Raw genomic sequence first — 20,552 nt, 5'->3', positions numbered from 1 at the left:
CATATTAACATCAACTGTAACTCTTCGACAGCACTTTGTTCCGATTGCCCGGTTTGATCACGGGTAGCGCAGAACATCAGGGGTGGCCAACTTATCGACATGATCGACGCCGTCCCTGCCATCTCCGTTCAGGCTGCAGTGATGGTCGAGCCACCGGCAAGGGACAAGAACGACATTCCGCCGACGAGCTCCCAGCGTAGGTATCGCCGCGCGTGCATCACCTGCGGTGAACTGCGATGCACGAAAGCCGCAACGCGGATAGGGGCGGCGACACAGTCCACGAGAGCTTTCTTACCCGAACTTCTCCATCACCGTGTGAGGCAGCCGGCCAGCCAAGACTGCGCCCAAAGTCCTCGCTACTGATGACCTAAGTCCGACAATACTTTTCACGAAAAAGAGGACCCCGCGCCTGCGGGGTCCTCTTCGCTTTCCTTCAGAGCTAGAGACCGAGCGAGTGAAGGTGCTCGCTGATCTTCTCGAACATGAGCCTTTGACCTGCCGGCGTGGGATGCATGCCGTCTTCCTTGAGTAACGTCGGGTCAGACAGCCAGTTCTCGGCGAGCGCATCAATGAAAGGCAGCTTGTACTGCTCAGCGGCGGAACGGATTCGATCGTTGACATTGACAGCGGTCTCGGATGGAGGCCGGTTGTCCATGATGGGGCCGATGACGACAACCTTGGCGTGAGGAAGCCGATCTCGTAGCTGCGCATACAACTCCCGAGTCGCATCTCGCACCTCGAGCGGGTACGAAACATCGTTCCGACCGCCGGCGATGATGACGACCTCGGGATTCACCGCAACGACCTGATCAATTTTCGCACCGAACGGTAGCTTGCCTTTTTCCTCGTTTCCCTGGACGTAGCCGGTGCCACCGCTCGCAAAATCTGCCAGGTACCAGCGACGATCGAAGGCGAGCAGCGCCGGCCAATGATCTCCCGTCGTGTTCGGAATCGAGTACGAGTCCCCCAAAATTGCGACCGTGTCGAAGTCGTCGGTAGGGGCATTCAGCGCCGGCGCCGAACTGTCAGGCTGCGATACAGAGGCAGTTGCCCGACTGTCTCGGGATTGCTCGTACGCAAATCCTACGATCACCGCTACGACGGTGAAAACCATGGCACCGATGACGGCGACAGTTCGCTTGTTGGGTTTGGTCACCCCGTAAACATACGGGGTCGAATCATGTTGCCTCTGAGCGAGTGTCAAGCATCTGTCGTTCCGCTTGAATCGGCCATCAACGAAGGAGTGAAATCCCGCTCTCACAGCAGACTGGGGCGAAGCTTGCTGGAAGTTAAGGCGCGGCAAAGCATTCAGGGCACACTGTCCCCCATTCGACGGACCAAAGTCCATTTTCAAATCAACACTGCGACAAGCGGCAATCGCGCAGCTATATTTCGTCGACACTTCAACTACTTTCGGCACATCTGCACGGACGCGCGACAACACCCAGTCCCCTCGCTCGGCAATCCCCTCTATTTTTCTCATTCGAAGAAACCGGCACCAGGTGCCAGGAAGAACGTCGACATGCCGGAAACAGAAGCAAAGCGCAGCAATCGGCGACTGATCGCGATCGCAGCACTCGCAGTCGTACTCCTCGTGCAAGGCGCCTACTCGTTCGGTGTCCGCCCTGAGCCGTACCCGACAATTCGCATGCCCAGCTTCGGTGGCGTGCCCAATGCAGACGGCGAGTTCAGTGGGAGTGGCTTGGATATCACTCTCCATTACACCGACGGATCCACGATCAGTCCCAACCCAGTGGATCTCGCCGGCGATATTCGCTACTCATCCGCGAGAGCATCACTCGATTATGCGTTCCGCCCCAGCGGGGCAGGCGACCGCAACACCCGAACCGCGGACCCTGAATTGGTCGAATGGCTCCGAAACCGCAGCGTCGAAGTCGGAAGTGGTGCCATCCCGGACAGTATCGAGTTCTGCTGGCGCAAAACAATTATCGACATCACCGACGGAACCGATGCGTCAACTGACCCGTGCGAAACGACAAGGGTTGATCTATGAGTGCCCGTGCGGGAACTCTGTTGTTCCTGCGCGACCACATCGATCAGTTGTGCGAGGCGTACCGCGGGGATGCGAGGTTCCTCGCTGTCATTCGAATCCTCTTCGCGCTATATGTGATCGCGTTTCCCATCGACTACACGTGGGCGGGCGAGGTTCCCTCGATTCTGTTTCATCCGCAATCCGGTCCGTTCTCCCTGCTGTCGTCACCACCCTCCGAGAACTTCCTCGTCGGACTCGAAGTCGCCCGATTCATCCTGGCGATCGCCATCTTGGTCGGATATCGAACGACGGTCGCGTCCATCGCAATGACCCTCACGCTCATGACCGGCAGCGGGTTGGTCAATTCCTTCGGCAAGGTCGACCACTTCATTCTTTTCGAAATCTTGCCGGTGGCCATGGCAGCCGCTGGATGGGGCGCCGCATGGTCCCTCGACGCACGACGTTCACGCACACAACGCAAAGCACTTCAAACCCGCGGACTGCCCATGCTCATCTGGGCAGTGACGGTCGCCTACGCCCTGTTTACAGCGGCACTACCCAAAGCTGCGTCGGGCTGGCTGAACCCCGAATTGCAGGCAACCCGGGGCTACGTTGCGCGAGACGTCGCTGACCCCACCAAGCTCGGTCCGCTGACCCACGAACTATTCGATATCCATTCGGAGTGGCTATGGAAGGCACTCGACTACGCCACTGTCTTTGCTGAAGGCTGGTTGATCGTTGCCGTGCTCTTCCCTGTCTTGTTCAGAATCGGGATCGTCGTCTTACTCGGGTTTCACCTTGGGGTTTATCTCGCGTTGGGCATCGAGTTCGACAGCTATATCTTCGTGTATCTGCCGTTCCTGTCGGCACCTGCCGTATGGGTCACCGAGCGAGCCCTGGGCAGAAGGCCCGATATCGGTAGAACGTCGGCGCCGGAAACTCCACGTCAAGTATCTCCGGCCAGTTCGGACGCACCGAAAATCTAATATCCGGGAGCGGACCTTTCCGTCACAGTTCGGGAGTGCCCCAATCACAGGTAGGCGATCCTCAGGCTCCCTCAACCTGGGGATCAAAGAAACCTACTGTCTCCCAATGAAATTCCGAGAACTTCTACTTTCGCTGACATTTGGTTCGCAGACGGGCGCCCTAATCGCCAATTCGGCGCCGCCATTCGGACCCCACGTCGCGTGTTGGGGGCAGTCGAGCCGCGGGGGTCGGCTCGACTGCCTGCACTAACACCAGGCGAAAATGGTTTCTTGCCAGTTGTCTGCTCGGTCACGCCCAGAAGCGTTGCACATTCGACACTGTCGGGAAATTGGTCATCTGGATCCGAGACTTTCACCTCATCTGCGATCGACGATAATGATGCGACGATTCCTTGTGTGACCACGAACGCTCGACTCAGACGCAACCGCAGGCGCATTGCCAGGCGATTCAATCCCAACAATGTGTGGGCGAATGTCTTGGTGATTGCACTCTGTGCACTTGTCGCCTTGGCGATCGTCTGGAGCATGATCTTCGACAAAAGTCATTGGGGCTGACCCGCGGGCTCACGGCAACTGAATGTGGGGCGGGCGGGGCTCGAACCCGCGACCAATGGATTATGAGTCCACGGCTCTAACCGACTGAGCTACCGCCCCATCCGGATGCGATGCATCGCGGCGAATCCGAATGTTACCGGCACATCCGACGCGGATCACAATCGGGCAGGCGGTGACGCGTTGCACTCTTTCGAGTCGAGTCTTCCAAGGTTGGTCGGCACAGGCGCGATGAGCCGATACCGTGGGAGTGCACACCCCACGGAACAGGATCACCACATGAAGCTTGCACTGACCGAATTCAAGAACTCGAAGGCCACGATCCGGATCATCATGTCCGACGGCGCGAAACTGAACGGCACCGTCACCGATTTCACCGAAGACACTCTCGTTCTCAATTCTCCGAATGGTGTCTACTACATCAACCCCAGCCACATCATCCGGCTGTTCGAGCCGTCGGATCGCGCAGCGAAGTAGGCGCACCGGTCAAACAGTTCGACGGTTCCACCGAAAGCCCGACGCAGACACTTGCGTCGGGCTTTGGTGTATCTGTCGCCAATATCTTCGCGTCGCGTTCACGGGTGCTGATGCCGCCTATCCTCTCCGACATGGCGAACGACAGCGGACCACCTGAACTCGTGTTGTTCGACCTGGGCGGTGTGCTGTGTCGATTCGAGCCTGACCGTCGCGCCGCAGAACTGGCTGCGGCCATCGGCGTCACGGAAGACGAGATTCATGCCCTCGTGTTCGCGTCCGGGTTCGACCAGGAATGCGATCTCGGCATTCACTCCGAAACCGCGATCCTGGAACGCTTTCGACGACTCGGGTTTCCTGGTGACCGCGACGAGCTACGCCGAGCCTGGGCCAAGGCCTTCATCCCGGACCGCGCGGTCATCGATCTCGCAATCGCGCTTCGAAGCGAGGGGGTCGTGGTCGCCACACTCTCCGACAACGGACCTGTTCTCTTGGCCGCCATCGAGAGTGTCGTAACTCCATCGGCAATCGACGAGCATGTTTTCTCCTGCATGCTCGGAGCTACCAAACCCGACCCTGCGGCCTTCCTGGCTGCGCTGGAGTTTCTCGATGCGCGTCCACAGCAGACCTTCTTCGTCGACGACAACCCGGTGAACGTCCTCAGCGCTCGACGGCTGGGAATTCTCGCAGAACAAGCAAACAAAGCGGCAGACGTCGGATCGGCACTTCGATCGGTGGGTCTGCTGCAAACGCACTAGCGGCGACGAATACAAGAAAGCCCCCCACCCGATTTCTCAGGTGAGGGGCTTTGCTGCTCCCCCGGCTGGACTCGAACCAGCAACCGTCCGATTAACAGTCGGAAGCTCTGCCAATTGAGCTACAGGGGATTGTCTTGCTCGCTTCGCCCGTTCCGGCGTTGCCTGAGAAACTGTAGCGAATCCTTCACCGAAGTACCAAATCGCCTGCCCAGCGAGTCATCAGGCAGGATGGAGTCAGGACGATCGGTGCTGGAGGGAAGCAGGAATGATGCGTTTGTTGATCGGTGTTGCAGCTGGGTACGTCCTGGGAACCAAAGCGGGCCGCGCACGATACGAGCAGATCAGCCGGGCCGCGAAGGCGGTGGCCACCAGTCCGGCCACCAAGAAGGTGTTGGACGCGTCACGGCAGAAGCTGGCCGACTCACTGAGTACTCAGCCCAAGCTCGAGCCGATGAAGCCGATCAACGAGGAGACTACGATTCTGGTCCCCCACGACCAGTTGAAGAAAAACCGTTAGGTCAGACGCTTTGGTCGCCGACAGCCTGCTCACGCAGCTGTCGGCGATACTGCTCCAGCGCCACGAGGTCGCCGAACAGTGAGTTGTACTCCTCGGGGGCTGCAGCAGGTGAAACGCGCTGAAGCTTGGATTTGAGGTCGGCAACCTGCTCGCCCACCCACGCTTCCTGCAGTCGTGCGAGCACTCCGTTGATGTAGCGCGGAACCGTGTCTTCGTCACACGGCATCGGTTCGACGGCCAGCTCAGATACAACCGAGGCCACCGTCATGTCTTCGACGCCCTTGGTGACGACTTCGATCCACTCGGCGCCGCCGAGTCCCTTGCTCGTTCCACCGGCGTCAGCCATTGCCTGTCTGATGACAACGTAGGCGGGGTGGGTGAACGTCTCGGGCGGCAACGAGTCGAAGACACTGCCGGCGATGCCAGGGTGCTGCAATGCGGCCTTGAGGACAGCTCGCTGCGTCGAGAGCGCGGGATCGTTGGGCCGGGGCCTGGAGATTCCGATCGGCAGCGCAAGCGCATCGGCAGCAGGTTGGTCGACAACCTGACGACGCTTGGGTGCCGGTGACGATCCACGCGTCGACGCCCGTTTGCGAGCTTCGTCACGCACGCGTCGTCGAACCGACGGAAGATCGTCCCAACCGACCCATCCGCACAACAGATTCGCGTAGCTGTCGCGCAGAGTTGATTCCTTGATCTGCGCAACGACGGGCACGGTACGACGCAGTGCCTCGACACGACCTTCAGCGGTCTCCAGATCGTGTTCGGTGAGGATGGACTTCACCACGAACTCGAACATCGGAGTGCGCCGTGCCACGAGGTCGCGAACGGCGGCGTCACCAGACTTCAGACGCAGATCGCACGGGTCCATTCCGTCGGGCGCGACGGCGACGAACGTCTGCCCGGCCATCTTCTGATCACCCTCGAACGCCTTCATCGCAGCGGCCTGCCCCGCGGCATCACCGTCGAAGGTGTAGATGATCTCACCGCGAAAGTAGCTGTCGTCCATCAGGAGTCGGCGGAGCATCGCAAGGTGCTCCTCACCGAAGGCGGTCCCGCACGAAGCGACGGCGGTCTTGACGCCGGCCAAATGCATCGCCATGACGTCGGTGTAACCCTCGACGACTACCGCCTGGTGCCCCTTGGCGATGTCGCGCTTGGCGAGGTCCAAGCCGAACAAGACCTGAGACTTCTTGTAGAGAATCGTTTCCGGCGTGTTGACGTACTTACCCGGCATGGTGTCGTCGTCGAAGAGCTTGCGGGCACCGAAGCCGATGACGTCACCGGCGACGCTGCGGATCGGCCACAGAAGTCGGCGATGGAACCGGTCGATCGGACCTCGCCGGCCTTCTTTGGACAGCCCGGCTGCTTCTAGTTCTTTGAACTCGAAACCTTTGGACATCAAGTATTTTGTGAGAGTGTCCCAACCTTCTGGCGCGTATCCACACCCGAACTGCAGGGCCGCTGCACCGTCGAAGTTTCTCTCGGTGAGGTAGTCGCGAGCCGCCTGGGCATCGGGTTCGCGCAGACGAGCGGCGTAGAACTCCTGAGCCGCCGCGTTTGCTGCGATCAAGCGTGCACGGGTGCCGCGATCGCGCTGAACGGACGGTCCGCCGCCCTCGTACGAAATCGTGTAGCTGAGTCGATCCGCCAACTGCTCGACGGCCTCTACGAAGCTGATGTGATCCATCTTCTGCAGGAACGAGTACACATCACCACCCTCACCGCAGCCGAAGCAGTGGTAGAGGCCGTGGTTGGGTCGCACATGGAACGACGGCGACTTCTCGTCGTGAAAGGGACACAGACCTTTGATCGAATCGCCACCGGCACGCTTGAGTGAAACGTATTCACCGACGATGTCCTCGATGCGAGTGCGTTCGCGAATGGCCGCGATGTCTCTGTCAGAAATTCGGCCCGCCACGTACATCAGTCTAGGCGGTCCCCCGGCACCTCCTGACAACGATATGTTGATGGCCGACTCTGCACCGCAGCGATGGGACCGACGATGACTGAAAACGCCTCGAGCTCGCACGAAGGGCGATCAGGAACCCGATTCGGCGTGTACGAGTTGCGTAGCCTCCTCGGCCGAGGCGGAATGGGTGAAGTGTACGAGGCGTACGACACCTCGAAGGATCGCCTGGTCGCTCTCAAGTTGCTCCATCGAGAGCTTGCGGCCGACCCGTCATTCCAAGCTCGTTTCCGCCGAGAATCTCGCGCCACCGCCGCCCTGAACGAACCGCACGTGATCCCGGTGCACGACTGGGGCGAGATCGACGGAGTTCTCTTCATCGACATGCGATTGGTCGAAGGTCATACGTTGCGAGCCGAGTTGACCGAATTCGGCCGACTCACGCCTGTACGAGCCGTCGACATCGTCTCGCAAATCGCGTCGGCGTTGGACGCCGCCCATGCCCGCGGGCTCATCCATCGTGACGTCAAACCAGACAACATCATTCTCACGAACAACGGCTTCGCCTACCTCGTCGACTTCGGAATCGCATACTCACAGACGGACACGAAGATCACCACCGAGGGAAGCGCAGTCGGTTCGTATGCATACATGGCGCCGGAGCGGTTCGGAATCGAAACGCCGACGGCCGCAGCGGATGTCTATTCCCTGGCTTGTGTCCTCTACCAATCACTCACCGGAACAACACCTTTCAACACCACAAGCATCGAGCATCTGGTCAATTCGCACCTGAACGCTCCGCCGCCACGCCCCACACTGGCGGTTCCGTCGCTCCCGCAAGGCCTTGACGCCATCGTGGCTCGCGGCATGGCAAAGGATCCCGCACACCGCTATCCGACTACGGGAGCGCTCGCACTCCAAGCGCGGCAGGCCCTCTCGACGACCCACACCCCCGGTGCCGCCGGCGGATTGCAACCCACGATCGTCGGGCAGCCCACCTACACCACGGCGAATCCCGCTCACGGGAACTACACGCACATCGTGACAAAGACCAAGCGAAACCGAGCACCGATCGCGATCGGTGCGGCTGGAATTGCACTCGTTCTGGCCGCAGGAGGCACGGCGGCCTGGGTGACGCTGGGGAATTCGGGCCCCGAATCACCAACCGCTGTAGCAGCTTCCACCGCCACGTCGGCACTGGCGCCCATTCAGGATCCGGTCAGAACGCCGAAGCTCGAGCCGCTACCCACCGCCGGACAGCAGGCAACCACGACCACGCGGGCGCCGAACCCCGCCACGAAGAACGGCGATCTCGGGGTGAGCAAGCCGATCACCGTCCCCTCATGCAAAGGAACCGGAATCGTGGTGTTGGCCAATGCCACCGATCCGGCAACGTACGCCAGCGAGATCCAGAACTACCTCGACGCGTTCCCCGGCTCGAAATACCTACGCACAGACCAGTCCTGCCCGTCACTGCGTCAAGTCTCCGATTCGGGGACGGCGATCTACACGGTGTATCGCGAATCCGGGAACACCGAGTCGAAGATCTGCAAGGACGTTCGCGCAGCAGGTGGCGACGCTTACGGCAAGTGGCTCGATACCACTACCGACCCGTCGACGCGGATGACTTGCTGAGGGCGTAAGTGGCTCAGCCCCAGCTGGCCTGCGCGCCCAGGCTCGCTTTGTCCACCCGTTCGAGCCGACTCTCCGTGTACGACGCGATCTGATCCACCACTACCCGGACCCGAGCACCGTCGTCCGCGGCGCGTTCCCACGCGGGCAGCAGGATCGGATCGAGCCCGGCCGGCGCAGTTGCCAGCAGCCATTCCGCGACGCGATGAACACGATCACGCTGCCGATCCTGACGCGCTTTGTGTCCGGCGTCGGACATCACGTAGTACAGCGCCACGGTCTTGAGCAACGCCACCTCGGATGCGACGGCCTCGGGTATGTCGAGGTCGGCTTGATAGCGCGAGAGGGGTCGGTCACCGTGTGTCAGCCGGGTGCTGGCGATCGCCGCGGTGGCGAAGCGACCCACCAATTCACTCGTGAGATTCTTCAACGCGACGGAACTTCCGAGTGTTCCGTCGAAACTTCCGACCCCGCGTACGACGGGGAGTTCGGACAACCGTTGAGCGGCGTCGATCAGATCGTCGACTACCAACCCCCGAAACTCGGAGGCCCCCAGTTCTGCCAGTGCGCGCTGCTCGGACGGATCAGCAAGCGAGCGAAGGTCGATACGGCCTGCGATCACCCCGTCCTCCACGTCGTGCACGGAGTACGCGATGTCGTCGGCCCAGTCCATGACCTGAGCTTCCAGGCATTGCCGACGCTCGGGCGCTCCCTCGCGAACCCAGGCGAGCACCTCTGCGTCGTCGTCGTATGCCCCGAACTTCGCGCCGGGCTCAGGGCGGGTCCAGGGATACTTGATGGCTGCGTCGAGTGACGCCCTGGTGAGATTGAGGCCTGCGCTCAGACCGTCGGGGCGCAGGATCTTGGGTTCGAGGCTGGTCAAGATCCGCAGATTCTGCGCATTGCCCTCGAAACCTCCGCAGTCCTTGGCGACTTCGTCGAGGGCCTTCTCGCCGTTGTGACCGTACGGTGGGTGCCCGATGTCGTGCGCGAGACCGGCGAGGTCCACCAGGTCCGGATCGCAACCGAGTCCGTCGGCGATCCCTCGCCCGATCTGTGCGACCTCCATCGAGTGCGTCAACCGCGTGCGAGGTGTGTCACCGTCGCGCGGGCCGACAACCTGGGTCTTGTCGGCCAAGCGCCGCAAAGCCGCGGAGTGTTGGACACGCGCCCGATCTCGCGAGAAGTCCGAACGATGCTGCGCCGCTGCGATCTGCGAACCCGGCAACCCCGCTCGCTTCGGCGCCTCGACGACACGACGTTCGAGGTCGTGTTCGGAGTAGGTGCCGCCTCCGTAGGTGGTGTGAGCTGTCATGGTCTCTATTGCCCTGCCGTGTAGGGGAAGTCTGCCGAGAAGTGCGTGAGCTGATACCAGAGCAGCGCGCCGGTTTCGCGAGCGATTCCGTGCAACTGGGATTCGCGGGTGAAGACAGCCGGGCCCTGACGAGTAGGTGCGGTCCACGCCTGGAGTCCTGTGTCGCGGGCCATCGTCCGCGTTCGCAAGGAGTGCCACGGGTCACTGACCAGGACAGCGGAATTGATTCCCTGCGAGGACATCTCGGCGCTCACCGCGTCGATACTGAGCAGTGTGTCCGAACCGGTCTCCACCGCGGTGATCGCACTCGAAGGAATTCCGCGATCGGTCAGATACATCTTTCCCGACGCCGCTTCGGTGTACTCGTCACCTTCTTGTTTGCCGCCGACAGTGATGATCTGCGGCGCCACTCCGCGCTTGTACAGCTTGTACGCCTGCTCGAGTCGGGCCTCGAAGACGGACGACGGAGTGCCGGAATACTGAGCCGCGCCCAGAACGACTATCGCGTCGGCCGGCCGCGTGTCGTCGATGCGCGCCACCTGCCACACCCGGAACGCAGTACCCCCGACCAGAACCACGGCCATCAACACGGCACCGGCGATCAGTCGGCGCGTCCAGCGAGCCAATCCTGCCCCGAAGCCGCCCGCCCGTGAGGGTGATGGGTCGTGGGGGCGGTTACCGAAAGCAGGTTTCACTCCCGCAATTCTGCCAGTTCGCGGCGATCACCTCCGATGCCGACGCGCCACAACGGATAGATTTGCGTCATGGCCCTCGCACCACACTTCTCGCAGTTGTCCTCGGTAGAGCAGAGTCGGACAATCACCCGACCCGTTCGCCGTCGGGGAAGCGCCGCCGCCGTCGCTGCGATTTTCGCTCTGCTGGCGCTCGTCTTCAGTCCTGCGCTCGCCTCGGCGGACGCCCCGATGGTGTTGCCGAATCACATCACCGACACCTCCGGGGTTCTCGACGCCGGGCAACGCAGCGACATACAAGCCGCGATCGATCAACTCGGCGAGGACCACCAGATCGATCTGTGGGTCGCGTTCGTCCCCGATTTCAACAACCTGGGTGGCCAGGCGTGGGCGCAGCAGACAGCCACGAAGTCGACGCTGAGTACCAAGTCCGTCCTGCTTGCAGTTGCCACGGCGGAGCGTGCTTACTACCTCGATGTGCCCGCTGAGCTGAGCAACATCACGGATTCCGACATCGAATCGATCAATACCGACGCGGTGGAACCGGCTCTCGCCGAGGATGATTGGACCGGCGCGGCGATTGCCGCGGCCGGCGCACTCGGCGACGCGAACAACACGAGCGGCGGAATGGGAGTCGGAACACTCCTCATCGCGGGCGGCGCTGTGGTGGTCGGGACGGGCGGCGTGGTCCTGTACTCACGCAAGCGCAAGAACGACAAGAACAAGGCAAGCGTCGAAGCCGCGAAGAACATCTCCCCCGACGACATCGCCAGCCTCAATGCACTCCCGCTGCCAACGCTCGACGAACGCGCGAAGGAGATCCTCGTCGAGACGGACAACGCGATCGCCGGCAGCCAGGAGGAACTCGATCTGGCCCGCAGCGAGTTCGGAGATTCCGCCGTCGCACCGTTCTCGGCAGCATTCGACAAGGCCAAGGCCACCCTCGCCGAAGCCTTCGCGATCAGGCAGCGACTCGACGACGCCATCCCGGAAACTCCCGATCAACGCCGACAGATGCTGATCGACATCATTTCCTCGTGCGGTCGAGCCGACCAAGAACTCGAAGCTCGCGTCGAGGAGTTCGACGGGCTTCGCGACCTTCTCATCAACGCCCCCGCCCGTCTCGATGCGTTGACGCAGAGTGTTGTTTCTCTCAGCGTGCGCTTGCCCGAATCCGAGGCGATTCTGACCAAATTGAAGGATCAATTCCCCGCGCCGACGCTGGCATCGGTCGTGAACAACGTCACGATGGCGAGTGAGCGCCTGACGCTCGCCGAGAAGTCGATCGAGGAAGGACGAGACGCGACGGCACTGCCGGCCGGTAAGCAAGGCGCTGCCGTCACTGCGATTCGCACGGCCGAAGCCGCCCTCGATCAGGCACGCAAGCTACTCGACGGCGTCGATCACGCCGCCGACGACATCCGAAACGCCATCGCGACACTTCCGTCCGCGATGGACGACGTCCAGCAGGGCATCACCGCTGCGGACGCTTACCTGGCGCAAGGCGGGCAGAAGTTGGCGGACGCGAAGGCCGCAGCCCAGGCAGCGTTGGCGAATGCTCAGACGTCGAAGGACAGCGATCCGCTGACAGCCTTCAACCAGATCGTCGCAGCCGACGCCCAACTCGACGCGCTTCTTGCCGACGCTCAGGAGCAGAAGCAGCAGCTCGAACGTGCACAGCAGCGCCTCGCCCAGGACATTCTGGCCGCACAGGCTCAGGTGACCGCTGCAGGCGACTTCCTCGGAACCAGACGCGGCGCGATCGGAGCGGAGGCGCGCACTCGCTACGCCGAGGCTCAGCGGCACCTGCAGGCGGCCCAGCAATTGCAGGCCTCGGATCCGTCGAAGGCGCTGCAACACGCCCAGGCCGCGACCACCTTGGCGACGCGGCGGCGGGGGCGGCGGCCGAACCAGTCGAGGCGGCGGCGGCCGGTTCTGACGGATCCCGTCGAGGTAGTAAAATCCCTACTTTGTTCACGACCGCACTCGTCGTACGCTTCATCCGGCAAGTCGGGATCACAGATCATACGAAGGTGTTATGGAAAGCGTCGCCCCGCAGATAACCGTCGTTGTACCCACATACAACGAGCGTGAGAACCTGCCAAAGCTCGTCGATCGCCTCGCCGCGTTGAAGATCCCGAACCTGCACGTCCTCGTGGTGGATGACAACTCCCCCGACGGAACGGGCGAGGTTGCGGACAAGTTGGGTATCGATGGTCCCATCCCGGTCGGAGTGCTTCACCGCACGGTCAAGGACGGTCTCGGCCGTGCTTACGTCGCGGGCATGAGCCGGGCTCTGGCGGAGAACGCAGACATCGTCATTCAGATGGACGCAGATCTCTCGCACCCGTCCGAAGCGATCCCCGCCATGATCGAGATCCTCACCACTACCGATGCGGCAGTCGTTCTCGGCTCCCGCTACGTCGAAGGCGGCGCAGTCGCCGGCGACTGGCCGTGGCACCGCAAGGCCTTGTCCGCCTGGGCGAACTTCTACGTCAACGCCATTCTGCGACTGCACGTCAAGGATGCGACCGCCGGCTTCAAGGCGTGGCATGCAAAGACCTTGCGCGACATCGACGTCGAATCGGTGCAGAGCAACGGCTACGCGTTCCAGGTCGAGATGAACTACCGAGTTGTTCAGCGCGGCATGAAGATCGCCGAAACGCCCATCCGCTTCGAGGAGCGCACCGAAGGCGTCTCCAAGATGAGTCTCTCGGTTCAGTTGGAGTCTGCTCTGGTGCCGTGGAAGCTCAAGTTCGGCAAGAAGTCCCTGTGACCTCGGCGGCCGATCGAAAGTAGTCGGCCGTCTGCGTGTCCGACGGGTAGAACGATTCGATCGCAATCTCTGCGAGCGTGACGTCGCGCGGCGTACCGAACACGGTGGTGGTGCTGAACATCGCCAGTTCGGTATCGCCGACGCGTACACGCAACGGAACCAGCAGGGAATTCGCGCGGTCGTCGTGCCAGTCTCCGCCGCTCGGATAGGCGCGCAGCTCGTCGAGCAACGACGACAGCTGCGCATCCGCACTGACCTCCACTTCCCGAGCCAGCCTTGTGAGCAGGTGGGCCCGCCACTGCGCGAGGTTCACGATCCGCGGCGCCATGCCCTCGGGATGCAAGCTCAGACGCAATACGTTCACCGGTGGTTCCAGGAGGAAATCAGCGGCGCCCGCGGTCAAAATTCCCACGGCCTGGTTCCCGGCGACCATCTCCCACTGCTGATCGACCACCACGGCCGGATACGGGTCATGCGCGTCGATGATGCGATCGATGGCCTCACTCACCGCTGACATCGGCGCTTCTGCTAACGACTTCTGCGAGTACTCCGGCGCGTGGCCACTTGCCAGCAGAAGCGTGTTCTGTTGTCGTAGAGGAACATCCAGACATTCGGACAGGTGAAGAATCATGTCCCGGCTCGGCTTGGAGCGGCCGGTTTCGATGAAGCTCAGATGCCTGGTCGACACTCCTGCCGCCGCCGAGAGTCCCAACTGAGTGAGCCTTCGCCGCTCCCGCCACCGCTTGAGTTCGGAGCCCACGTCCATCGTCTCGAAGGTCATTCTTTCAAGTTAGCGACCCGAGGTAGCCGAGGCCATGACCTCAGAGGTAATCGACCCGAAGCAGTTTCGGAGGAACAGTGGTCTCAGCCAGCGAGGCCGCCGGACATTCACCACCGGAAACTGATCAAGGGAGCGACCATGAGCGACTTCGACGCAATCGCCGACGCCTACATCGACATGTGGAACGAAACCGAAACCACCGCCCGTAAAGCACGGGTCGAGCAATTGTTCGCACCCGGCGGTCGCTACACCGATCCGCTCGCGGACGTCACCGGACACGATCAGATCGACGCGATGATCAACGCTGTGCAGCAACAATTTCCGGGCATGCACTTCACCCTCGTCGGACCGGTGGACGCGCATCACCGACAGGCTCGATTCGGTTGGGCTCTCGGCCCGTCGGGGGCCGAGTCACTGATCGACGGATTCGACGTACTCGAACGCGACGACGACGGCCGGGTGACGCTTGTCCTCGGGTTCCTCGACAAGGTGCCTTCGGCCTGAATCGGGACTACCACCGACAGCGTTCGTCACGAAGGCTGTCGGTGGTTCGTGGAATCATCGGTGCCGATGAACGCCGACGGATTTACCTGGTCCACACCGATTCCCGAGTCCGAGGGTGCTGAGTACGGCGCTCACACGTTGACCGTCAACGGCCTTCCCACCGTCTATCGAACCGCCAAGACGACGCCGACCAAGCTCGGTCAGTTCGTCACACTGTGGCGCCGTTCCGAAGCCGGGCCCATCCGCCCCTTCGACATCGGCGACCGCGTGATGCTGTTCGTGGTGAAGGTATACGACGAAGAGCATTCGGGGCACTTCGTCTTTCCCGTCGAAACCCTCGTCGAACACGACATCGTCTCGACGAACTTCTCCGGTGGTAAGCGCGCTGTCCGGGTCTATGCGCCCTGGGTTACGCCGACCAGCGCGCAAGCAGTCAGAACTCAGCGCTGGCAGATCCGGCATTTCGGCGAGTTCCCTGATGTACTCAGCTCGACTGTGTTCAGCTCAACTGCGTTCAGCTCAACTGATACGTCGCGATGATGACGCCTGTTGTCGTAGGGACGCTGTCGGTGAGGGTGAACTGAGCGAGCGCAGCTCCGTCGGGGAACAATCTGCGCCCGGTTCCGAGAACCAGCGGATGTATCAGCAGAGTGTAGGTGTCGACGAGACGTCGCGCGGCCAAGGACGTGATCAAGTCGCCGCTGCCCAGAATCACCAGATCCGGGCCTTCACTTTCCTTGAGCGTGGCGACCGCGTCGGCGGCATCACCTTTCAACAAGGTCGAGTTCTTCCACGGCAGCGGTTCACCCAAAGTCCTTGACGCTACGTACTTCTGCGTGTTGTCGAGCACCTCGGTAAACGGATTGTCGGTCTGAAACGGCCAGTACGAGGCGAAGTTTTCGTAGGTTTTGCGTCCGAACAGCAACGCCGATTTCTTCGCCATCCCCTCCCCCATCTTCTGCGCCATGACGGAATCGTTGAAGGGTGCTGCCCACCCACCGTGCTCGAATCCGCCACGACGGTCCTCGTCCGGCCCACCGGGCGCCTGCATGACACCGTCGAGAGTCACGCTGTTGGTCACGCTGAGTTTTCTCATAACTTCGATCCTGCGCCTGAAGGACCATCGGGGAAAGAGAAAACGGGCGGTCCTTCTCGATTGAGAAGGACCGCCCGTCAGCTTCGAACGAGAATCAGGAGCCGATCAGCCGTGCGGCCAGGTAGCTTTCCACCTGATCGAGGGCGACGCGTTCCTGCGCCATGGAGTCACGCTCACGCACCGTCACAGCCTGGTCTTCGAGAGTGTCGAAGTCGACCGTGATGCAGAACGGTGTGCCGATCTCGTCCTGGCGACGGTATCGACGACCGATGGCGCCGGCGTCGTCGAACTCGACGTTCCAATTCTGACGCAGCTGCGCTGCAAGATCTTTGGCCTTCGGCGTCAGGTCCGCGTTACGCGAGAGCGGCAGAACGGCAGCCTTGACGGGAGCGAGTCGGCGATCCAGGCGGAGCACTGTGCGCTTGTCGACGCCGCCCTTGGAGTTGGGCGCCTCGTCCTCGGTGTAGGCGTCGACCAGGAAGGCCATCAGCGAACGCGTGAGACCGGCCGCCGGCTCGATGACGTACGGCGTGTACCGCTCGCCCGTCGTCTGGTCGTAGTAGTTCAGCTCGGTGCCCGAATGCTTGGAGTGCGTCGAGAGATCGAAGTCGGTACGGTTCGCGATGCCCTCGAGCTCGCCCCATTCACTGCCCTGGAAGTGGAAGCGGTACTCGATGTCGGTCGTGCCCTTCGAGTAGTGCGAAAGCTTTTCCGGCGCATGCTCGTACAGACGCAGGTTGTCCTTGTTGATACCGAGGCCGGTGTACCAGTCAAGGCGGTAGTCGATCCAGTACTGATGCCACTGCTCGTCCTCGCCCGGCTTGACGAAGAATTCCATCTCCATCTGCTCGAACTCGCGGGTGCGGAAGATGAAGTTGCCCGGGGTGATCTCGTTACGGAAGCTCTTGCCGATCTGACCGATGCCGAACGGCGGCTTCTTACGCGAGGTGGTCAGCACGTTGGCGAAGTTCACGAAGATGCCCTGTGCGGTCTCGGGGCGCAGGTAGTGCATGCCCTCTTCGCTCTCGACGGGGCCGAGGTACGTCTTGAGCATCATGTTGAAGTCGCGCGGCTCGGTCCACTGGCCGACGGTGCCGCAATCGGGGCAACCGATGACATCCATCGAGACGTCGTCCGGGTTGTCGAGCTTCTTCTTCTCCGCGTACGCCTCCTGCAGGTGATCCTGACGGTGACGCTTGTGACAGTTGAGGCACTCGACGAGCGGGTCGTTGAAGACACCGACGTGACCGGACGCGACCCACACCTCGCGGGGCAGAATCACCGACGAGTCGAGGCCGACGACGTCCTCGCGGCTGGTGACCATGTTGCGCCACCACTGGCGCTTGATGTTCTCCTTGAGCTCGACACCCAATGGGCCGTAGTCCCATGCGGACTTGGTACCGCCGTAGATCTCACCGCACGGGTAGACCAGGCCTCGCCGCTTGGCGAGATTGACAACGGCTTCGATCTTGGACTTGGGTGCCACTCGATTGCTCTCCATCTGGGTAATAGATGCATGATTTTCGTGCGCTTTTCGCACCATCAGCCTATCTGGCGGCTGCCACGCACTTCCGTCCAAGGTTGACATGCATACTTGTGCATATCAAAATGAAAGTGATTTGCAATAATGTGGTGAGATGGCTATGCCCGGACATCATGATCTACCCCTCGAAGGAGCCTCGCTGTGAGCATTGCGGATACCGGCGATCTCCACAAAAGCCATGATCATTCCGACCTCGGACACACGCACGACCCGTTCGAAGCCGCACCGCCCGCGCCCGTGCCGCCCAAGGAAACCCTGGCGGCAGCCGGTGAAATTCTGCGGGCGCTCGCTGCACCCGTTCGGATCGCGATCGTGCTTCAGTTGCACGAGTCGGAGCGTTGCGTTCACGAACTCGTCGGAGCTCTCGGTGTCACTCAGCCACTCATCAGCCAGCATCTGCGCGTACTCAAAGCAGCGGGCGTCGTCCGCGGCGAGCGCAACGGACGAGAAGTTCTCTATCGACTCGTCGACGATCACCTTGCACACATCGTCGTCGACGCTGTCGCCCACGCCGAAGAAGGATGAGATTCCACCGCATGAACACCCCGGGCAGTACGACCTCGAAACGTGGACCGGCCACAGTCGGCGTTCGTTCCACGAAACAGCGCAGCGCCATCTCCGCCCTGCTCGACGACATCGACGAATTCAAGTCGGCACAGGAATTGCACGACGAACTGCGCAAGCGAGGTGAAGGCATCGGCCTGACCACCGTCTACCGCACGCTGCAGGCACTCTCCGACGCCGGAACCATCGACGTCCTACGCACCGACACAGGTGAGTCCGTCTACCGACGCTGCTCCTCCGGGCACCACCATCACCTGGTGTGCCGCAACTGCGGATTCACCGTCGAGGTCGAGGGCCCGACGGTCGAGCAGTGGTCACAGACCATCGCCGAGGACAACGGTTTCACCGAAGTGAGTCACACCGTCGAGATCTTCGGCACCTGCCGCGACTGCGCCGCCGCCTGAGAGCGTCAGGGAATCAAACCCTGCCGGGCGGTATCGGCACCGGTGAGCGCCAGTAGCAACATCGTGGTCAGTGCCTCGTCGTCCAGTCCGGCGGCAGGGAACGTGTAACGCAGGATGACGTCCGCCAGACTGCCGTGGCCGAACACCGCGATGGAGCCGAATTGGATGGTGCGATTCCGCTCGGCCACCTTGCGATGCAGTGCCGCGCTCACCGGTCGGTCCCATGCGAGAACACACGTCATGGACAGCACGTCCAGACCCTCGGACAGATTCATCGCCTGGATGGAACACAGCGCGCCGGAGTACTGGAAACCCAGTGATCCGTCGGCAGCCACATCGACCGTCACGAAATGCGCCAGCGAGGCGGCCGCGCGTTCTTGTAGGCGGGCTGCTTCGTCGGTGGTGTCGGTCATGTTCTCCCCTGTCATTTGACGCCACCGAATCTACGGTCACGTGAGGCGTACTCGACGCAGGCGGCCCAAAGGTCGCGGCGGTCGAAATCGGGAAACAGCTTCTCCTGGTACACCATTTCGGCGTAGGCAGATTGCCAGATCAAGAAATTGGACGTCCGCTGTTCCCCCGACGGACGCAGGAAGAGATCGACGTCGGGCATTTCGGGTTCGTCGAGGTACTTGGCAACCGTCGCCTCGGTGATCTTGTCCGGATTGATCTCACCGGCCGCGACACGCTTCGCGATTTCCTTTACCGCATCGGCAATTTCGGCCCGGCCGCCGTAGTTCACACACATGGTCAAGTTCATGACGGTGTTGTTCTTGGTCAGTTCTTCGGCGATCTCGAGTTCCTTGATCACGCTGGCCCACAGGCGTGGCTTACGACCGGCCCAGCGAACACGCACACCCATTTCGTTCATCTCGTCGCGTCGACGGCGGATGACATCACGGTTGAAGCCCATCAGGAATCGAACCTCGTCGGGACTGCGCTTCCAGTTCTCGGTGGAGAAGGCGTAAGCGGAGAGCCACTCGACACCCATCTCGATGCACCCGCAGACGGTGTCCATCAGGACAGCTTCGCCGCGTTCGTGCCCGGCGGTTCGGGGCAGACCGCGCTCCTGCGCCCATCGTCCGTTGCCGTCCATCACCAAAGCGACGTGGCGCGGGATCAGTTCGGTCTGCAGGATCGGCGGGGTCGCCCCGGACGGATGTGGGTCCGGTGGTCGGATCACCCGGTCAGCAGCAGAATCAAGCGGAGTTCGCGGTTCGCGTCGTCGAATCACGTGTTCCATCCTGCCTCACGGGCAAGTCGACCTCGACGGCTGCATGCGGCCTCGAACGCTCGATCAGCGGCAACGTCCGCAATTGGCGCTCGAGATGCCACTGCAGGTGTGCCGCGACCAGTCCGCTGGCTTGCGTCCGCAGCGTCGCGGGCGCCGAATCGGTACCCTCCCACTCCCCTCGGAGCAGGGCTTCCATCAAGTCGAGCACTCCGGGCGACGGCGTCGCAGCACCCGCCGGGCGGCAATAGGTACACACGGCTCCGCCTGCGGCGACATGAAAGGCCCGGTGCGGTCCAGGAGCACTGCAGCGGGCGCACTCTTCGAGGGCAGGCGCCCAACCCGCATAGCCCATGGCTCTCAACAAGAACGCGTCGAGCACGAACTCGACCGGTCGTGCCTGCTCGGCGATCGCACGCAGTGCTCCCACCGTCAATCGCTGAAGCTGCGGGGCCGGCGCGCGTTCCTCGCCGGCCAACCGCTCGGCAGTTTCGAGTACGGCGCAGGCCGTGGTGTACCGGCTGTAGTCGTCGACGATGTCGGTGGCGAATGCGTCGACCGTCTGCACCTGAGTGATGATGTCGAGATTCTTGCCCGGAAGTAGTTGCACGTCGATGTGAGCAAACGGTTCGAGTCTGGCACCGAATTTGGAGGTGGTTCGGCGGACACCTTTGGCCACGGCACGTACCAACCCGAACTGACGGGTGAGCAACGTGACGATGTGGTCGGCTTCGCCCAGTTTGTGCAGGCGCAGCACCACCGCCGTGTCTCGATACAACCTCACTCGACCAGTGTCCCACGTTGTACCGACGACCGATCCCGATG

23 protein-coding genes and 2 tRNA genes are annotated in these 20,552 nt (G+C 61.8%); 12 read left to right on the top strand and 13 right to left on the bottom strand.

Going from position 1 to position 20,552, the window contains the following annotated elements; translation table 11 throughout:
• Window positions 1–128: 128 nt before the first annotated feature.
• Both YH3_RS36185 and YH3_RS36180 read right to left on the bottom strand, forming a co-directional pair.
• Window positions 129–281: a hypothetical protein gene (locus YH3_RS36185; protein WP_155277928.1), complete on the bottom strand. Its 153-nt coding sequence runs from the start codon at window positions 279–281 to the stop codon at window positions 129–131.
• Window positions 282–439: 158 nt separating this feature from the next.
• On the bottom strand, window positions 440–1,156 hold the full coding sequence (locus YH3_RS36180) for an SGNH/GDSL hydrolase family protein (RefSeq protein WP_024487644.1): 717 nt from the start codon (window positions 1,154–1,156) through the stop codon (window positions 440–442).
• Window positions 1,157–1,522: 366 nt separating this feature from the next.
• Here YH3_RS36180 and YH3_RS36175 point away from each other — a divergent pair, with 366 nt between their 5' ends.
• Both YH3_RS36175 and YH3_RS23745 read left to right on the top strand, forming a co-directional pair.
• Complete coding sequence (locus YH3_RS36175) at window positions 1,523–2,014, top strand: hypothetical protein (RefSeq protein WP_020969946.1); 492 nt, start codon at window positions 1,523–1,525, stop codon at window positions 2,012–2,014.
• Window positions 2,011–2,979 (top strand): HTTM domain-containing protein, encoded by a 969-nt coding sequence (locus YH3_RS23745; protein ID WP_030536588.1) that lies wholly within the window; start codon window positions 2,011–2,013, stop codon window positions 2,977–2,979. Before YH3_RS36175 ends, YH3_RS23745 begins: the two co-directional genes overlap by 4 nt.
• A 580-nt stretch (window positions 2,980–3,559) precedes the next feature.
• Here the strand turns inward: YH3_RS23745 and YH3_RS23740 are convergent.
• Window positions 3,560–3,633: transfer RNA gene (locus tag YH3_RS23740), tRNA-Ile, on the bottom strand.
• Window positions 3,634–3,810: 177 nt separating this feature from the next.
• Here YH3_RS23740 and YH3_RS36840 point away from each other — a divergent pair.
• Window positions 3,811–4,008 carry a hypothetical protein gene (locus tag YH3_RS36840; protein WP_003941659.1) on the top strand — a complete coding sequence of 66 codons (198 nt, stop codon included), beginning with the start codon at window positions 3,811–3,813 and terminating at the stop codon, window positions 4,006–4,008.
• A gap of 131 nt (window positions 4,009–4,139) precedes the next feature.
• Window positions 4,140–4,763: an HAD family phosphatase gene (locus tag YH3_RS23730; protein ID WP_037126494.1), complete on the top strand. Its 624-nt coding sequence runs from the start codon at window positions 4,140–4,142 to the stop codon at window positions 4,761–4,763.
• Window positions 4,764–4,819: 56 nt separating this feature from the next.
• Here YH3_RS23730 and YH3_RS23725 read toward each other — a convergent pair.
• Window positions 4,820–4,892, bottom strand: a tRNA-Asn gene (locus YH3_RS23725).
• Window positions 4,893–5,028: 136 nt separating this feature from the next.
• On the opposite strand from YH3_RS23725, the gene YH3_RS23720 reads away from it, so the two are divergent.
• Window positions 5,029–5,280 carry a hypothetical protein gene (locus YH3_RS23720; RefSeq protein WP_003941570.1) on the top strand — a complete coding sequence of 84 codons (252 nt, stop codon included), beginning with the start codon at window positions 5,029–5,031 and terminating at the stop codon, window positions 5,278–5,280.
• Between the two features lies 1 nt (window position 5,281).
• Here the strand turns inward: YH3_RS23720 and dnaG are convergent, their stop codons facing one another.
• The gene (gene dnaG / locus YH3_RS23715; RefSeq protein WP_007731115.1) at window positions 5,282–7,201 is read right to left on the bottom strand and encodes a DNA primase; all 1,920 of its coding nucleotides are present in this window, start codon (window positions 7,199–7,201) and stop codon (window positions 5,282–5,284) included.
• Window positions 7,202–7,285: 84 nt separating this feature from the next.
• Here dnaG and YH3_RS23710 point away from each other — a divergent pair, with 84 nt between their 5' ends.
• On the top strand, window positions 7,286–8,824 hold the full coding sequence (locus YH3_RS23710; RefSeq protein ID WP_371595318.1) for a serine/threonine-protein kinase: 1,539 nt from the start codon (window positions 7,286–7,288) through the stop codon (window positions 8,822–8,824).
• Between the two features lie 13 nt (window positions 8,825–8,837).
• Here YH3_RS23710 and YH3_RS23705 read toward each other — a convergent pair whose 3' ends face one another.
• Both YH3_RS23705 and YH3_RS23700 read right to left on the bottom strand, forming a co-directional pair.
• Window positions 8,838–10,136, bottom strand: a complete 1,299-nt coding sequence (locus YH3_RS23705; protein ID WP_007731110.1) for a deoxyguanosinetriphosphate triphosphohydrolase — start codon at window positions 10,134–10,136, stop codon at window positions 8,838–8,840.
• A 5-nt stretch (window positions 10,137–10,141) separates the two neighbouring features.
• Window positions 10,142–10,720 (bottom strand): YdcF family protein, encoded by a 579-nt coding sequence (locus tag YH3_RS23700; RefSeq protein WP_128638009.1) that lies wholly within the window; start codon window positions 10,718–10,720, stop codon window positions 10,142–10,144.
• 180 nt (window positions 10,721–10,900) lie between these two features.
• Between YH3_RS23700 and YH3_RS23695 the strand changes: the two genes are divergently transcribed.
• Both YH3_RS23695 and YH3_RS23690 read left to right on the top strand, forming a co-directional pair.
• Complete coding sequence (locus YH3_RS23695) at window positions 10,901–12,922, top strand: TPM domain-containing protein (RefSeq protein WP_154100324.1); 2,022 nt, start codon at window positions 10,901–10,903, stop codon at window positions 12,920–12,922.
• A complete protein-coding gene (locus YH3_RS23690; protein WP_003944487.1) occupies window positions 12,867–13,604 on the top strand; it encodes a polyprenol monophosphomannose synthase in 738 nt (245 codons plus the stop codon). The genes YH3_RS23695 and YH3_RS23690 overlap by 56 nt, the downstream gene beginning before the upstream one ends.
• Here YH3_RS23690 and YH3_RS23685 read toward each other — a convergent pair.
• A complete protein-coding gene (locus YH3_RS23685) occupies window positions 13,579–14,385 on the bottom strand; it encodes a helix-turn-helix domain-containing protein (protein ID WP_054827649.1) in 807 nt (268 codons plus the stop codon). The two genes, YH3_RS23690 and YH3_RS23685, sit on opposite strands and share 26 nt — an antisense overlap.
• A gap of 138 nt (window positions 14,386–14,523) precedes the next feature.
• Here YH3_RS23685 and YH3_RS23680 point away from each other — a divergent pair, with 138 nt between their 5' ends.
• Both YH3_RS23680 and YH3_RS23675 read left to right on the top strand, forming a co-directional pair.
• Window positions 14,524–14,889: a nuclear transport factor 2 family protein gene (locus tag YH3_RS23680; RefSeq protein ID WP_030536594.1), complete on the top strand. Its 366-nt coding sequence runs from the start codon at window positions 14,524–14,526 to the stop codon at window positions 14,887–14,889.
• A gap of 48 nt (window positions 14,890–14,937) precedes the next feature.
• Window positions 14,938–15,429 (top strand): MepB family protein, encoded by a 492-nt coding sequence (locus tag YH3_RS23675; RefSeq protein ID WP_030536595.1) that lies wholly within the window; start codon window positions 14,938–14,940, stop codon window positions 15,427–15,429.
• Here YH3_RS23675 and YH3_RS23670 read toward each other — a convergent pair.
• Together YH3_RS23670 and YH3_RS23665 are read right to left on the bottom strand one after the other, a co-directional pair.
• Window positions 15,404–15,985 carry a dihydrofolate reductase family protein gene (locus YH3_RS23670; RefSeq protein WP_030536596.1) on the bottom strand — a complete coding sequence of 194 codons (582 nt, stop codon included), beginning with the start codon at window positions 15,983–15,985 and terminating at the stop codon, window positions 15,404–15,406. The two genes, YH3_RS23675 and YH3_RS23670, sit on opposite strands and share 26 nt — an antisense overlap.
• 94 nt (window positions 15,986–16,079) lie before the next feature.
• Window positions 16,080–17,471, bottom strand: coding sequence for a glycine--tRNA ligase (locus tag YH3_RS23665; protein ID WP_003944491.1), 1,392 nt, complete (start codon window positions 17,469–17,471; stop codon window positions 16,080–16,082).
• A 198-nt stretch (window positions 17,472–17,669) separates the two neighbouring features.
• Between YH3_RS23665 and YH3_RS23660 the strand changes: the two genes are divergently transcribed.
• Window positions 17,670–18,053 carry a metalloregulator ArsR/SmtB family transcription factor gene (locus tag YH3_RS23660; protein WP_003944457.1) on the top strand — a complete coding sequence of 128 codons (384 nt, stop codon included), beginning with the start codon at window positions 17,670–17,672 and terminating at the stop codon, window positions 18,051–18,053.
• An 11-nt stretch (window positions 18,054–18,064) separates the two neighbouring features.
• Entirely contained in the window at window positions 18,065–18,496 is a 432-nt protein-coding gene (locus YH3_RS23655) for a Fur family transcriptional regulator (RefSeq protein WP_003944514.1), read from the top strand.
• A 5-nt stretch (window positions 18,497–18,501) separates the two neighbouring features.
• On the opposite strand, the gene YH3_RS23650 is transcribed toward YH3_RS23655, so the two are convergent.
• From YH3_RS23650 to recO, 3 genes are read right to left on the bottom strand one after another with little or no spacing between them, the layout of a single operon-like run.
• Window positions 18,502–18,924: a YbjN domain-containing protein gene (locus YH3_RS23650; RefSeq protein ID WP_019749000.1), complete on the bottom strand. Its 423-nt coding sequence runs from the start codon at window positions 18,922–18,924 to the stop codon at window positions 18,502–18,504.
• Window positions 18,921–19,739 (bottom strand): isoprenyl transferase, encoded by an 819-nt coding sequence (locus tag YH3_RS23645; protein WP_030536597.1) that lies wholly within the window; start codon window positions 19,737–19,739, stop codon window positions 18,921–18,923. Before YH3_RS23645 ends, YH3_RS23650 begins: the two co-directional genes overlap by 4 nt.
• Window positions 19,696–20,511, bottom strand: a complete 816-nt coding sequence (gene recO, locus YH3_RS23640; RefSeq protein WP_029255636.1) for a DNA repair protein RecO — start codon at window positions 20,509–20,511, stop codon at window positions 19,696–19,698. Before recO ends, YH3_RS23645 begins: the two co-directional genes overlap by 44 nt.
• Window positions 20,512–20,552 lie beyond the last annotated feature (41 nt).

This window comes from Rhodococcus sp. YH3-3, assembly GCF_001653035.1.
GTDB lineage: Bacteria > Actinomycetota > Actinomycetes > Mycobacteriales > Mycobacteriaceae > Rhodococcus_F > Rhodococcus_F qingshengii.
Note: the sequence above shows the minus strand (reverse complement) of the source record. Positions and strands in the feature narration are given on the sequence as shown.

Excerpts from the sequence above, each read along its gene's own strand:
- YH3_RS23745 (WP_030536588.1), top strand. The coding sequence starts at position 2,011 with ATGAGTGCCCGTGCGGGAACTCTGTTGTTCCTGCGCGACCACATCGAT.
- YH3_RS36840 (WP_003941659.1), top strand. The coding sequence starts at position 3,811 with ATGAAGCTTGCACTGACCGAATTCAAGAACTCGAAGGCCACGATCCGG.
- YH3_RS23645 (WP_030536597.1), bottom strand. The coding sequence starts at position 19,739 with ATGGAACACGTGATTCGACGACGCGAACCGCGAACTCCGCTTGATTCT.
- YH3_RS23730 (WP_037126494.1), top strand. The coding sequence starts at position 4,140 with ATGGCGAACGACAGCGGACCACCTGAACTCGTGTTGTTCGACCTGGGC.
- YH3_RS23655 (WP_003944514.1), top strand. The coding sequence starts at position 18,065 with ATGAACACCCCGGGCAGTACGACCTCGAAACGTGGACCGGCCACAGTC.
- YH3_RS23710 (WP_371595318.1), top strand. The coding sequence starts at position 7,286 with ATGACTGAAAACGCCTCGAGCTCGCACGAAGGGCGATCAGGAACCCGA.
- YH3_RS23700 (WP_128638009.1), bottom strand. The coding sequence starts at position 10,720 with ATGGCCGTGGTTCTGGTCGGGGGTACTGCGTTCCGGGTGTGGCAGGTG.
- YH3_RS23695 (WP_154100324.1), top strand. The coding sequence starts at position 10,901 with ATGGCCCTCGCACCACACTTCTCGCAGTTGTCCTCGGTAGAGCAGAGT.
- YH3_RS23650 (WP_019749000.1), bottom strand. The coding sequence starts at position 18,924 with ATGACAGGGGAGAACATGACCGACACCACCGACGAAGCAGCCCGCCTA.
- YH3_RS23705 (WP_007731110.1), bottom strand. The coding sequence starts at position 10,136 with ATGACAGCTCACACCACCTACGGAGGCGGCACCTACTCCGAACACGAC.
- YH3_RS23680 (WP_030536594.1), top strand. The coding sequence starts at position 14,524 with ATGAGCGACTTCGACGCAATCGCCGACGCCTACATCGACATGTGGAAC.
- YH3_RS23670 (WP_030536596.1), bottom strand. The coding sequence starts at position 15,985 with ATGAGAAAACTCAGCGTGACCAACAGCGTGACTCTCGACGGTGTCATG.
- YH3_RS23690 (WP_003944487.1), top strand. The coding sequence starts at position 12,867 with ATGGAAAGCGTCGCCCCGCAGATAACCGTCGTTGTACCCACATACAAC.
- YH3_RS23720 (WP_003941570.1), top strand. The coding sequence starts at position 5,029 with ATGATGCGTTTGTTGATCGGTGTTGCAGCTGGGTACGTCCTGGGAACC.
- YH3_RS36175 (WP_020969946.1), top strand. The coding sequence starts at position 1,523 with ATGCCGGAAACAGAAGCAAAGCGCAGCAATCGGCGACTGATCGCGATC.
- YH3_RS23685 (WP_054827649.1), bottom strand. The coding sequence starts at position 14,385 with ATGACCTTCGAGACGATGGACGTGGGCTCCGAACTCAAGCGGTGGCGG.